Here is a 12,877-nt window from a genome sequence, read left to right as displayed (position 1 = left end):
ATGGCCAGAGCCACATGATCCGCTTTCCATCGATCCCGCCATGGCTGCCCGGCTTGCTGGCGCTGCTGGCCGTGACGGCCCGCGCCGAACTCACGGTCGACATCACCCAGGGGGTCGAGGGCGCGCTGCCGATCGCCATCGTGCCATTCGGACAGACGGAGCCGGCAGGCGACAATCTGGCCCAGATCATCGCCGCCGACCTGGAATCCAGCGGCCGCTTCACGCCCATGCCGGCGGCGCAGCTGCCCGAGCGTCCGGTGCCGCCCGGCGCCGTCAACTTCCCGCTCTGGCAGAGTGCGGGCCAGGAACACATCGTCGTCGGCCGGGTGACCCCCGGCAGCGCCGGTGCGCCTTTCGAGGCGGAATACGTGCTGTACGACGCCATACGCGGCAGCCAGCTGCTGGCCGAGCGGGTCGCCTTCAAGGCCGCCGATGCCCGGCGCGCGGCGCATCGCATCGCCGACCGCATCTACCAGCAGCTGACCGGCGAGCGCGGTGTGTTTGCCACGCGCATCACCTATGTCACCGCCAGCGGCTCGGGCAAGTCGCGTACCTACCGGCTGTATGTGGCCGATGCCGACGGCCAGGACGCGCGCGAGGTGATCAGTTCGCCCGAGCCGCTGATGTCGCCGGCCTGGTCGCCGGACGGCAAGCGGATCGCCTATGTCTCCTTCGAGGAGCACGCGGCGGCCGTGTTCGTGCAGGATCTCGCCACCGGGGGCCGGCGCAAGGTTTCCGCCACGCCCGGCATCAACGGCGCGCCGGCCTGGTCGCCGGATGGCGCGATGCTGGCGCTGACGTTGTCGAAGGACGGCAACCCGGATATCTACACGCTGGATCTCGCCTCCGGCGCCTTGCGTCGGCTGACCCAGGATGACGCCATCGAGACCGAGCCGGGTTTCGCGCCCGATGGCCGCTCGCTGGTCGTGACCTCGGATCGTGGCGGCAAGCCGCAGCTGTACCGGCTGCCGGTCGGCGGCGGCGAGCCGCAGCGGCTGACCTTCGACGGCGACTACAACGCCCGCGGGCAGTTCTCGCCGGATGGCCGCAGCCTGATCCTGGTGCATGGCGATGGCGGCGCCTTCCGCATTGGCCGGCTGGATCTCGGGACGCGCGAGCTGATCCCGCTGACCAAGGGACGCCTGGACGCCTCGCCAAGCTTCGCGCCCAACGGCCGCGTCGTCCTCTACACCCGCAAGGAGGGTGGCAGCGATCAGCTGGCAACGGTTACGATAGACGGCCGCTGGCATCGTGCCTTGCCGGCCAAGGCGGGCGACGTGCGCGGCGCGGCCTGGTCGCCCTGAGCGTGCAAGGGCGGGAGCAAATCGAGATGAATCGCATAAGGTTGGTGGGTGGGCTGGTCGCCTTGGCGCTGGCGGCGGCACTGGGTGCTTGCAGCACGCGCGGCGGGATGGATGGCGGGGCTGCCGGACGTGCCGGAGCAGGAGCAGGGTATGGCGATGCGGCTGGCGGCCGTCATGGCGCCCGTGCCGCCGGCTATGGGCAGGATGCGGCAGGTGTCGCTCCGCGGCCATCGCAGACGGTGATCCTGTTCGGCTACGACAGCGACGACGTTCTGCCGCAATACCAGCCCGTGGTCGCCGCGCATGCCGATTACCTGGCCAGTCATCCCGGCGAGTCGGCGGTGCTCGAAGGGCATGCGGACGAGCGCGGTTCCCCCGAATACAACGTCGCCCTCGGCGAGCGCCGTGCCAGGTCGGTGCTCAAGAGCCTGCGCCTGCAGGGCGCGGGCGACGAACAGTTGCGGCTATTGAGCTACGGGGAGGAAAAGCCTGCCGTGGCAGGCCATGACGAATCCGCCTGGCAGCAGAACCGGCGGGTCGAAATCGTTTACACAGGACCATGAAATCGCACATGAATGTCGACGCCCTGCGCAATGGCGCCCTGATCTCGGCCTTGCTGGCCGTGGCCCCGGTCTGGGCGGAGCCCGCCGATTACGGCCGGGACGAAGCCGGCTATGCCACCACCACCCTGGATTCGCGCGTCTCGCGACTGGAAAAGCGCCTGGCGGGTCAGCCGCTGACCGAGATGTCGCACGATATCGACCGTTTGCAGGAGGAGCTGCGCAAGCTGCGTGGCCAGGTCGAGGAACTGCGCAACGGGTTCGAGCGGGGGCGCCGGCAGGATCGGGAGCAGATCGCCGCCCTGGAGCGCCGGAACCAGGATCTGGAAAGCCGGCTGGCGCTGGTGTTGCCGCCGGGCACGCTCGCATCCCCGCCCCCGGCCATTGCGCCCGCAACCGATCCCGATGCGCCGGTGACCCTGACCGCCGGCGGCGCGACACCGGCCGGCGCCATGCCGGGTGGCGTCGGCGTCAGTCCCGAGCCGCTGCCGAATCCCGCAAATCCTGCTTCCGCGGTGCCGCCGGCCGTGCCGGTCCAGGAGGCCATTGCCCCGCCACCGCCGCCTCCCCCCGATCCGCGGGTGCGCCAGGGCGACTACGAGCGCGCCTTCGAAACCCTCAAGGCCGGCCGCTATACCGACGCCATCGCCGAGTTCCAGACCTTCGTCGCCAAGTATCCGACCGGCGATTTCAGCGATAACGCGCACTACTGGCTGGGCGAGGCGCACTACGTCAACCGCGACTATGCCGCTGCCCGCGAGGCCTTCAAGCGCATGGTGGCGGATTTCCCGCAGAGCGCCAAGGTGCCTGACGCGCAGCTGAAGCTGGCCTTCATCGAGTACGAGAATGCGCAATACGCCAAGGCGCGCAGCATTCTCAACGACGTCATCAAGCGCTATCCCGACAGCAGCGCCGCCCGCATGGCCGAGAAGCGCCTGGAGCGGATGAAGCTGGAAAACCGCTGATCCGCCCGTGACCACGTTGCGCGTGACGGAAATCTTTCGCTCGTTGCAGGGCGAATCGCGGACGGTCGGCTGGCCGACGGTGTTCGTCCGGCTGACCGGTTGTCCGCTGCGCTGTGTCTGGTGCGACACTGCCTATGCCTTCAGCGGTGGTATCCGCAAGTCGCTGGAGGACATTCTCGCCGAGGTCGCCGGGTTCGCGCCGCGCCGCGTCTGCGTCACCGGCGGCGAGCCGCTGGCCCAGCTGGCCTGCCTCGCGTTGCTGGAGGCGCTGGTCGCGGCGGGTTACGAGGTTTCGCTGGAAACCTCGGGCGCCATCGATGTGTCCGGGGTTCCGCCGCAGGTCGTCAAGGTGATGGACCTGAAGCCGCCGGGGTCGGGCGAGATGGCCGCCAATCGCTACGAGAACCTGGATTTCCTGCGGCCGCTCGATCAGCTCAAGTTCGTCATCCGTGACGAGCAGGACTATCTCTGGTCCCGCGAACTGGTGCGGGAAAAAGGGCTCGCCGAGCGCTGCGAGGTGCTGTTCTCGCCGGTCGCCGGCGAGATGGAGCCCGCCGAGCTGGCCGAGCGCATCCTGCGCGACCACCTGGAGGTACGTTTCCAGCTACAGCTGCACAAGCTGCTGTGGGGTGATCGGAGCGGCGTATGAGCCAGCCGGCGGTCGTCTTGCTCTCGGGCGGGCTGGATTCCGCCACCGTGCTGGCCATTGCCCGTTCCCAGGGGTATGCCTGCCATGCGCTGAGCTTCGACTACGGCCAGCGCCATGGCGCGGAGCTGCGGGCGGCGGAGCGGGTGGCGGATGCTTTCGGGGTGGTCGAGCGCAAGCGTATCCACATCGGTCTCGACGCCATCGGCGGCTCGGCCCTGACCGACGCCGCCATCGCCGTTCCCGACCAGCCGCAGGAAGGCGTCATTCCCGTCACCTACGTGCCGGCGCGCAATACCGTGTTCCTGGCGTTCGCCCTGGGCTGGGCCGAGGTGCTGGGCAGCACCGACATTTTCATCGGCGTCAACGCCGTGGACTACTCCGGCTATCCGGATTGTCGCCCCGCCTTCATCCAGGCCTTCGAGACGCTGGCCAACCTGGCCACCAAGGCCGGCGTCGAGGGGGCGCGCTTCCGGATCCATACCCCGCTGATCGACCTGTCCAAGGCCGAGATCATCCGCGCCGGGACCCGGCTCGGTGTGGATTACGGCCTCACCGTATCCTGCTACTCCGCCGACCCCGATGGCCGCGCCTGCGGCGTCTGCGACGCCTGCCGCCTGCGTGCCGCCGGCTTCACGGCCGCCGGCCTGCCCGACCCGACGCGCTATCGACACGCCCGTTAAGCCGGTCGCGAGTCCTGCGCGCCGGGTGATGGCGGGCAATCGGGCTCGAAGGCCGATGCTTGCCGCCGGGAGCCCTGTTGTCAGCCGCCCTCGGGTCGTTCTCCCGTACCATCTTTAGCCTTGCTCGATCGCCGCCAACTGGGCATCAGGGGCAACCCGGTTCGACGGCTTCGCCAATTGGATGACCGCCAGGACCAGGATCGGCGCGAGGATGTAGCTGCCGGTGACGGCCTGCAGCAGGGTTCTTGCGCCGTCGAGGCCGGGCTGGTCGCTCAGTGCGACCCACCAGGTAACGCCGAGCTGGAACAGCACGATGCCGGCCCAGAACAGGGGCGCAAACAGCCCCTGGCCGGGAAACCCGGCGAGCCGGGGGCCGGTGCCCTGGTGGCGGTCGAGCCAGGCATCGATCCAGCGGTTGACCAGAATCGTCGCCAGCGCAACCATGAACCAGCCGCAGTAGTTCGCGAAGGTCACGCCGAAATGCACGCCGGGATTCGGGTAGTGGTAGATGTTGCCGAGGAACCAGTAGGCACCCAGGTTGGCGACGGGATCGACGATGAGATCGACCACCACCATCAGGAACGCGCCGAGCAGTACCGTCGGCCAGGCGCGCCGGATTTCCGGCGACGTGACGCGTTGCACGTCGCAACCGCGTATCGACAGCGGCGACATGAAGAACTGCGCGAACGAGAAGCTGACGTAGCTCAGGAACGAGAAGGACAGGGTATCGAAGAAGGGAACTCCCAGGATGACCAGATCCCGGCTCAGGGCATCGTAGTGGTAGGTATAGACGCCGAACGGAATGCCATGATTGATGCTGCCCCATTCAGCCACCAGCGCGATTGCATAGCTGCTCGCCACCCACAGGATGGTGCGGGTGCGGCCCTGCTCCAGCCAGGACAGCAGCAGGAAGAACAGCATGAACAGGGTGACATAGGGACGATGGGTGAAGGACCAGATCAGTTGTTCGAACACGGGTGAATCTTGCCGGAATCGGGAGGGATGACGGGGCTGGGCTTGGTATACAGCGCAGTTTCGGGGGAGTATCGTAACCGATGAGGGTTGTGGTATCGGCTCAATAGCCCAGCATCGCACGGCCCGACGTCACGGTGGGTTTCCATGAAGTTTCGATTACGGAGGCAATCATGTCCAACGGCGCGAATGAAGGTTTGATCGGTTCCATCGGCAGGCTGATCAGGAATGTCCTGAATACCCTGTCCGGCAAGGCGGCCCCGGTGGTCGACCAGGCCCGCGAGGCGGCGGCCGAGGTGGCCGGCGAGGCCAGGGAAGCGGCCGACAGGCTGGCCCAGGGCTCCAGCGAGGTGGCGGGCGAGGCGCGGGAAAAGGTGGCTGAGGTGGTCGACAAGGTTGCCGAGGCCACCGGGGAACTGGTGGAAGAGGTCAGGCAGAGCGCGCCGAAAATGCTCGACCAGGCCCGCGGGACGGTTGCCGAGGCGGTCGAGGACATCGGTGCCGCCGCCGCCGAGGTCAAGGAAAAGTTCGCGGGCGTCAAGGACACCGTGGCTGGCGCTGCCAGCAAGGCGGGCGAGGTGGCGGAAGGGCTGCTGGAGGACGCCAGGGGCGAACTGCGCGAACTGAAGGACGAGGCGGCCAGGCTCGCCGAACAGGCCGGCCAGACCGCGACCCGCGTTGTCGCCGGGGCTGGCGAGGAACTGGAGCAGCTGAAACAATCCACCGAGCATCTGGCGGAACAGGTCAGGGCCGAGGCGGCGCAGGCGAAGGAAAAACTGGCCAGCCGTGGCAGGGCGCTGGCCGAGGAAGCCCGCGAAAGCCTTGGCGAGATACAGCAGGCGGCGGAGATATTGGCGGATCGAGCCCAGGCCGAGGCCGGCAAGGCTGCCCGTCAGGTGGCCGACGCCGCAGGCCAGCTGGCGCAGGACTCGCGCGAGTCCCCTGGCGAGGCGGCCGAGAAAGGCCAGGCATCGGTGAAGAAGGCGGCCGAGGCCAGCAAGGACCAGCCCGCCGCGGATGGGTGAGGGCCGCCGGCCCGGTTAACCGTAGGGTACTGACCGGGCCATCTGGTGCCGGTTTTTCTCGGCCGGTCGCGCCGGCAGCCTTGCTGGCCCGCCGGCCAGACGCGGATGCCGCCATCGGGGCCCGCCACGCGGATACGGGCCCGCGCGCGTGCGGCCGTTCAGCGATCAGCCTCGTTCACGGGCCGGCCTCGGCTTGCCGCACCCCCCGGCATGGCAACCCTCCCTGACGCTGGTTCCCGCCAGCCGCGAGGTTCACGATTCCGGTCTCGCGATCGGCCGTTCATAACCCTAGCGGCCGTCGGGCCAGATACGGATGAAGCCGTCGCGGTTCGGCATGCGCACGGCCGGCAGCGTCCTGGCGTTCATCTCGGCATCCTCGGCGATCAGGCCGTTGAGGTGCAGCACGTAGGCCGTGACTGCGTAGACCTGATCGTCCGATAAGCTGCGCGGCGCATTCAGGGGCATGGCGCGGCGCACGAAGTCGAACAGCGTGGTGGCGTAGGGCCAGTAATTGCCCACCGTCCGGTCCGGGTGGGGGCCATCCAGCGCGGAACCGCCGGCGAGTTCGCCGGCGCTGCCGCCCGAACCTTTCGCGCCGTGGCAGGCGGCGCACTGGCTGTCATAGAGGCCTCTGCCCTCCCGCGCCGAGCCCCGGCCGGATGGCAGGCCGCTGCCATCCGGGAAGACGTGCCTGTCGAGGGCGGCGATCTCCGCGGCGGTCGCCGGCCTGCCCAGCCGGGGCCCCTCGGGCGCCGCCCGGGCCTCCGCCGCCATGGCCACGAGGACCAGCAGCAGGGCGGGGCGCCAGCTCCATGGAGCAATCCGCCGCTCGCGAGCGGTCCGGGCGGGCCATGCTCCGGCCAGCCCGCGGCTGTCAGGCATAGACATGGCTCAGGCTCCCGTCGGCCGCCACCGCCCAGGACACGATGGCGTTGTAATGGAAATAGCCGTTGCGGCCCCGCTCGGCGATCAGGGTGGCGCGCTCCGGCTGCTGGTAGCCGGTCTCGTCGCTGGCACGGCTCTTCAGCACCCGTGGCGAACCATCCCAGCGCCAGGGCAGGCGGAAACGGGTAAAGCATTTCGACAGCACCGGCTCCTGCAGCGCGGCTTCGGCCCAGGTCCTGCCTCCGTCGGCCGACACCTCGACCTTGCGGATCCTGCCGCGTCCGCTCCAGGCGAGGCCGCTGATCTGGTAAAGCCCCGGGCCGCGCAGCCGGAAGCCGGGCGAGGGCTGGGTGATCAGCGACTTGGCCTCCATCAGGAAAGTGAATTGCCGCGCCTTGCCATCCGGTTGCAGTTCGCTGTACTGGGCCGTCTCGTTGCGGGCCATGACCGGTTCCCGCGCCGCCTGCAATCGCTGCAGCCACTTGACGTTCAGCACCGCCTCCCAGCCGGGCAGGATCAGCCGCAGCGGATAACCGTTTTCCGGGCGGATGCGCTCGCCGTTCTGGTACAGCGCCAGCAGGGTATCGTCCAGCGCCTTTTCCACCGGAATGCTTACGTTCATGGCCGCCGCGTCGGCGCCCTCGGCGATCAGCCAGCGGGCATCGGGCAGCAGTCCGGCCTCGTCGAGCAGGGTTGCCAGCGGCACCCCGGTCCACTCGCTGCACGAGGCCAGCCCGTGAAAATAGCCGACCGGCGTCTGGATCGGTTCCTCGTGCCAGCCGGCGTTGCTGTTGCCGCCGCATTCGACGAAGCAGAGCCGCGACACCATCGGATAGCGCAGCAGATCCTCGATCGAGAGGCTGAGCGGGTTCCCGAACAGGCCATGCAGCAGCAACCGGTGCCGGTCGGGGTCGATCTGCGGCACGCCGTTGTGATGGCGCTCGAAATGCAGGCCGTTGGGGGTGAGCGTACCTTCCAGCCGGTGCAACGGGGTCCAGGAAATGCCGTTGCCCGGCGCCGCCGGATTGGCCGATATCCAGCGGATGGTCTCCCGTTCGCGCGGCGATGGCTGGCCATAGTTGCTGAACGGTGCGCCGGGCGTCTTCATCCAGGGCGGGAGGTTGGCGGCCGGTGCGTCCATGCCGGTCAGCAATAGGCCGGTTCCCGCGCCGAGCCCCAGGCTCTGGCGCAGGAACAGCCGGCGGTCCAGAAGGCCGCCGCCGGCCACCGGCTGCAAGTCGTCATCCAGGCGTGGGGTTTCTCGGGTCATGATTCACCACCATTTTTGCGGCCGATCATAGCCGATTGGCGATGCGATGACGGCGTGGTCTGGCGGCCCTGGTGGTGAACACCAGGGCCGAGGGCAGCGGGCTACGAGCCGCATCATTTGGACGCCGGGCATGGATGGGACAGGTGGTGATGACTGCCGTGGCCGGTGGCATCCCGCGTCCCTCGGTGCTCCCGCTCGTCTGTCGGAAGCTGGTCCATTCCGCAACGCACCGGGCATGGCCGGAACCGGGGGATCGGGGCAACCTGATGTCCGGCAAGCCATCTCGTCCGGGCGGGGTTTGGTCTGGGTAGGCAAGATTGGTTAGCATGGGGCCATGTTCCACGGCTTCGTTTTCCCACTCTTCCGGCTCGGCTGCCCATGCGTCTTCCTGTTTTGTCGGTAACCTCCCATCCCGGCTGGATGGGGCTCCTGGCCGGGCTGTTCGGGGTCTTGGCGTTGCGCCTGCCGCTGTTTGCGATACCGGCCGCTGCCCTGGTGGCCTTGCCGGTCCTGCGGGCAGGCCTGTTGCCGGGCGGCATCGCCTGGCTGGTCGGCACGGCGGTGGTCGCGGGTGGCTGGTACGGGCTCGGGCTGCCGCCAGGACAGATCGTGCCGCTGGTTTTCCTGCTCTGGCCGGTGGTGGTGCCGATGGCCGAGATGTTGCGTCGTAGCGGCGAGCTGCAGCTTCCGCTCCTGATGGCGGGTGCCGCCATGCTGGCTGGGGTGCTGGCGATGCACGGGATCACCGGCGATGTGGTGGCGTTCTGGCAGGCCTGGCTGCGGCGCGCGCTGGAGGGAATGCCCGGAGGGGCGGCCGGGACGCTCGATGTCGGCGGCGGCCTGCGCTTGATCAACGGCTTTCTGACGCTGCTGTTCGGCCTGGGCCTGTTGCTGTCGCTGCTGCTGGCGCGTTGGCTACAGGCGCGCATGGGCGGCCGGGAGCGCCTTTCCGGGGAATTCCGGCGGCTGGCGCTGCCGCGCTGGGTGCTGCCGCTGGCGGTGGCGCTGGTCTGGGCCGGCGGCCTGTGGGATGCGATGCTGCTGGCCGACATCCTCATGGTTGGCATCCTGGTTTATGCCTTCGTCGGGCTGGCAGTCATCCACGGCGTGATCGAGGTGCGCGGCCGGCCCCAGGGCTGGGCGCTACCGGCCTACATCCTGCTGGCTTTTTTCCCGCCGCAGGCACTGGCGGTGCTGGCGCTGGTCGGAGCGGTCGATACCTTCGCGCATTTCCGTGTGCAGCAACCCCGGCGTGGCTGACCGCGCCGGTTCGGCCATCCGAGAACCGCATCCGCCATGATTCCCTTCCGCGATACCGTTCCCCTGCAGAACACGCCCTGGGTGACCTGGACGCTGATCCTGGTCAACCTGCTGATGTTTCTCTATGTCGACAGCCTGGAACCGGACGCGGAGCGCGCGTTCCAGTATCTGCACGGGCTGGTGGCGGCGCGCTACATGCGGCCCGACTGGGCGGCCGCGGTCGGGTTTCCCGAGGACTACATGCCGTTCGTCACCAGCATGTTCCTGCACGGCAGCTGGCTGCACCTGATCTTCAACATGTGGCTGCTGTGGATCTTCGGCGACAACATCGAGGACCGCATGGGCGGCGTGCGCTTCGTGGCCTTCTATCTGCTCTGCGGGCTGATCGCCGGCCTGACGCACATCTACGCCAATCCCATCTCGACCGTGCCGACCATCGGCGCCTCCGGCGCGGTGGCGGGGGTCATGGGGGCCTATTTCTTCCTGTTTCCCTATGCCCGCATCGTCATCTGGGTGCTGTTCCTGCCGATCTTCGTTGAGGTGCCGGCCATCGCCTTTCTCGGCATCTGGGTCATCATCCAGCTCTACAAGGTCACCACCGCCCTCGGCACCAGCGGCTACAGCGACGTGGCCTGGTTCGGCCACCTGGGCGGCATCCTGGCCGGGATGTTCCTGTACCGCCCGTTTCTGTTGCCGAGCCGGCAGCGGAGCGATTTCCGCTCCCACGCCTAGGTACCGCCATGCCCTATCGGCCACATGCCAGCGAGCGGGTTGTCCACACGCTCGAGCGGGCGGCGTTCGCGGCGCGGTTGCGTCCGTTGCTGCCGCCGGGCGGCCTGATCGCCGAGCCGGAGGGGCTGGGGCCCTATGCCTGCGATGGCCTGACGCTGATCCAGCAGCGGCCCTGGTTGGTGGCGCTGCCGGAAACTGTCGGCCAGGTGCGGGACGTGCTGCGCGCCTGTCACGCGGCCGGCGTGCCGGTGGTGCCGCGCGGCGCCGGCACCGGTCTCTCCGGCGGCGCCCTGCCGCTGGCGAACGGCCTGTTGCTGAGCCTGGTCCGGCTCAATCGCATCCTCGCCATCGACCCGGTCAATCGCACCGCCCGGGTGCAGCCCGGCGTCCGTAACCTGTCCATTTCCGAGGCCGCCGCCGCGCACGGGCTGTATTACGCGCCCGATCCCTCCTCGCAGATCGCCTGTACCATCGGCGGCAACGTTGCCGAGAATGCCGGTGGCGTGCATTGCCTGAAATATGGCCTGACCGTGCACAACGTGCTCGCCGTGACCCTGCTGACCATGGATGGCGAGTCGCTGACGCTGGGCGGCAGTGGCCTGGACGGGCCGGGGCTGGATCTGCTGGCGCTGGTCTGCGGCTCCGAAGGTCTGCTCGGCGTCGTGGTGGAGATCGTCGTGCGGCTGCTGCCCTGCCCGCCGGTAGCCCGCACCCTGCTGGCGGCGTTCCCCAGCATCGAAGCGGCCGGTGCGGCGGTGGCCGACATCATCGCCGCCGGTCTGGTACCGGCCGGGCTGGAGTTCATGGACAACGCCATCATCCGCGCCGCCGAGGATTTCATCCATGCCGGCTATCCGGTCGATGCCGCCGCACTGTTGCTGTGCGAACTGGACGGCTTGCCGGAGCAGGTCGAGGGTGATGCGGCAAGGGCCGAGGCGGTGCTGCGCGCGAGCGGTGCCGTCGAGGTGCGCCGTTCCGGCGACGAGGCCGAGCGCCGGCGTTTCTGGGCCGGGCGGAAGGCGGCGTTTCCCGCCGTCGGCCGCATCGCCGCCGATTACTACTGCATGGACGGCACCATTCCGCGCCGCCGGCTGGCCGAGGTGCTGGGCCGGATCGCAGAGCTGGCGCAGCGCCACGGGCTGGCGGTGGCCAATGTCTTCCATGCCGGCGACGGCAATCTGCATCCCCTGATCCTGTTCGATGCCGGCCGGCCCGGCGAACGCGAGCAGGCCGAGGCGCTGGGTGCGGCCATCCTGGAGGTCTGCATCGATGCCGGCGGGACCGTTACCGGCGAGCATGGGGTCGGGGTGGAGAAGATCGACCAGATGTGCGTGCAGTTCGCCCCGGCCGAACTGGCGCAGTTTCACGCGGTGAAGCGCGCGTTCGATCCGGCCGGCCTGCTGAACCCCGGCAAGGCCATTCCCAGCCTGCCGCGCTGCGCCGAGTTCGGCGCCCTGCACGTGCATCGCGGCCGCCTGCCGCATCCCGAGCTGGAGCGGTTCTAGGCGTCTGCCCGGTTTTCCGGCATCCGGGAAACACGCAACCCCTTCCTGCTCGTGCGGCGGGGAGCCCGGGTTTTCGGGTGCGGCATCCAGCCTGCCGAGAACCCATACCCTTGGGTGCGTGCTCCGGGGCTAGCACGATTGCTCTCGCCGAAGCCCGAGTTGTCCAGGACGCTTGCGGAAGGTGCCGGATCGCCTACGGGTGGCCAACTGTGGAGTCCGGGCCATAAAAAAACCCGGCCAGGTGGCCGGGTTTTAGGTGGTGATTTGCCGGTGGTCTTGGTTTTGGTGGTGCTGAAAACCTTATCTATTGCCCTGCCACAGGCATGGATTAGTTGAGGTTTTTGTTAAGTACCTGTATGCCGCATTTGTTGATGGTGTAGTTCAATTCTGTTTGGGTTGGATAGCCGGATTTGCTGAATTCCACTGTGTAGGTTCCGCTCTGCACTTTTTGGAGTCCATAGATACCAATGCTTGTGTTTCCTTGGGCTATAACTGTGCTGCCTGTCAATACCTTTACGGTGGTGTTTGTGAGGGGAAGTCTCGGACACGCTCCGCAGGCCTTGCCTTGGACAAGTCCACCTAACGTTCCCCATGACTCATAGTAGCAAATATCATAAACGCCTTTATCCAATGTCTTGCTTTCGCAAACCGGGATCTCGATATTCTCAACCACTTCATCCGGGTTGGTCGATGCGGAATTGTTGCGGAACTCAATCCGGTAGGTGCCACCCGGAATGACATCGATCAGATAGACGCCAGCTACCGTCGTTGCTTCCGCCACCGTGGTGTTACTGCCATCGACGACGCGCACGTTAACACCGGTTCGCAGGGCAAGCAGCCCTGACTTCAGGGGGTCCGTTACCGTACCTCTCAAGGAGCCATTCAGGCAGGCATCCGAGGTGGTGGCCCGTGCGGACTTGATCACCACATTCGAGTTGATCACTGTCGGATAGCCCGGATAGGAGAACCTTACCTTGTAGGTTCCTTTCGGTATGTACAGATCCTGCGGGAGATAATCCTCCTGCCAGTTCGGCGGGATGGCATAGGTGCCTCTTACGGGATCCAGTATG

At 67.7% G+C, this 12,877-nt stretch carries 13 protein-coding genes; 9 read left to right on the top strand and 4 right to left on the bottom strand.

The features are described 5' to 3' along the window. Positions 1 to 14: 14 nt before the first annotated feature. From tolB to queC, 5 genes are read left to right on the top strand one after another with little or no spacing between them, the layout of a single operon-like run. Positions 15 to 1,304 carry a Tol-Pal system beta propeller repeat protein TolB gene (gene tolB, locus ACYQ1H_RS07440; protein WP_460027418.1) on the top strand — a complete coding sequence of 430 codons (1,290 nt, stop codon included), beginning with the start codon at positions 15 to 17 and terminating at the stop codon, positions 1,302 to 1,304. A 26-nt stretch (positions 1,305 to 1,330) separates the two neighbouring features. Continuing rightward, entirely contained in the window at positions 1,331 to 1,867 is a 537-nt protein-coding gene (gene pal, locus ACYQ1H_RS07435; RefSeq protein WP_460027417.1) for a peptidoglycan-associated lipoprotein Pal, read from the top strand. An 8-nt stretch (positions 1,868 to 1,875) separates the two neighbouring features. Then, positions 1,876 to 2,829: a tol-pal system protein YbgF gene (ybgF, locus tag ACYQ1H_RS07430; RefSeq protein WP_460027416.1), complete on the top strand. Its 954-nt coding sequence runs from the start codon at positions 1,876 to 1,878 to the stop codon at positions 2,827 to 2,829. 7 nt (positions 2,830 to 2,836) lie between these two features. After that, on the top strand, positions 2,837 to 3,478 hold the full coding sequence (gene queE, locus ACYQ1H_RS07425) for a 7-carboxy-7-deazaguanine synthase QueE (RefSeq protein ID WP_460027415.1): 642 nt from the start codon (positions 2,837 to 2,839) through the stop codon (positions 3,476 to 3,478). Further along, positions 3,475 to 4,158: a 7-cyano-7-deazaguanine synthase QueC gene (gene queC / locus ACYQ1H_RS07420; RefSeq protein ID WP_460027414.1), complete on the top strand. Its 684-nt coding sequence runs from the start codon at positions 3,475 to 3,477 to the stop codon at positions 4,156 to 4,158. The genes queE and queC overlap by 4 nt, the downstream gene beginning before the upstream one ends. Before the next feature lie 114 nt (positions 4,159 to 4,272). On the opposite strand, the gene ACYQ1H_RS07415 is transcribed toward queC, so the two are convergent. Beyond that, positions 4,273 to 5,133 carry a carotenoid biosynthesis protein gene (locus ACYQ1H_RS07415; protein WP_460027413.1) on the bottom strand — a complete coding sequence of 287 codons (861 nt, stop codon included), beginning with the start codon at positions 5,131 to 5,133 and terminating at the stop codon, positions 4,273 to 4,275. A gap of 170 nt (positions 5,134 to 5,303) precedes the next feature. On the opposite strand from ACYQ1H_RS07415, the gene ACYQ1H_RS07410 reads away from it, so the two are divergent. Continuing rightward, the gene (locus ACYQ1H_RS07410; protein WP_460027412.1) at positions 5,304 to 6,155 is read left to right on the top strand and encodes a hypothetical protein; all 852 of its coding nucleotides are present in this window, start codon (positions 5,304 to 5,306) and stop codon (positions 6,153 to 6,155) included. Between the two features lie 288 nt (positions 6,156 to 6,443). Here the strand turns inward: ACYQ1H_RS07410 and ACYQ1H_RS07405 are convergent, their stop codons facing one another. Continuing rightward, on the bottom strand, positions 6,444 to 7,043 hold the full coding sequence (locus tag ACYQ1H_RS07405) for a c-type cytochrome (RefSeq protein ID WP_460027411.1): 600 nt from the start codon (positions 7,041 to 7,043) through the stop codon (positions 6,444 to 6,446). Then, positions 7,030 to 8,310, bottom strand: coding sequence for a sulfite dehydrogenase (gene soxC / locus ACYQ1H_RS07400; protein WP_460027410.1), 1,281 nt, complete (start codon positions 8,308 to 8,310; stop codon positions 7,030 to 7,032). Before soxC ends, ACYQ1H_RS07405 begins: the two co-directional genes overlap by 14 nt. Positions 8,311 to 8,688: 378 nt before the next feature. Between soxC and ACYQ1H_RS07395 the strand changes: the two genes are divergently transcribed. From ACYQ1H_RS07395 to ACYQ1H_RS07385, 3 genes are read left to right on the top strand one after another with little or no spacing between them, the layout of a single operon-like run. Next, positions 8,689 to 9,570, top strand: coding sequence for a YybS family protein (locus ACYQ1H_RS07395; protein ID WP_460027409.1), 882 nt, complete (start codon positions 8,689 to 8,691; stop codon positions 9,568 to 9,570). A 36-nt stretch (positions 9,571 to 9,606) separates the two neighbouring features. Further along, positions 9,607 to 10,302, top strand: coding sequence for a rhomboid family intramembrane serine protease (locus tag ACYQ1H_RS07390; RefSeq protein ID WP_460027408.1), 696 nt, complete (start codon positions 9,607 to 9,609; stop codon positions 10,300 to 10,302). 8 nt (positions 10,303 to 10,310) lie between these two features. Next, entirely contained in the window at positions 10,311 to 11,807 is a 1,497-nt protein-coding gene (locus ACYQ1H_RS07385) for an FAD-linked oxidase C-terminal domain-containing protein (protein WP_460027407.1), read from the top strand. 328 nt (positions 11,808 to 12,135) lie between these two features. On the opposite strand, the gene ACYQ1H_RS07380 is transcribed toward ACYQ1H_RS07385, so the two are convergent. Continuing rightward, positions 12,136 to 12,877, bottom strand: a 742-nt coding sequence (locus ACYQ1H_RS07380) for a carboxypeptidase-like regulatory domain-containing protein (RefSeq protein WP_460027406.1), incomplete at its 5' end; no start/stop codon positions are given.

It is taken from the genome of Methyloparacoccus murrellii (assembly GCF_054657115.1).
This window is presented reverse-complemented; position numbering and strand designations above follow the sequence as displayed.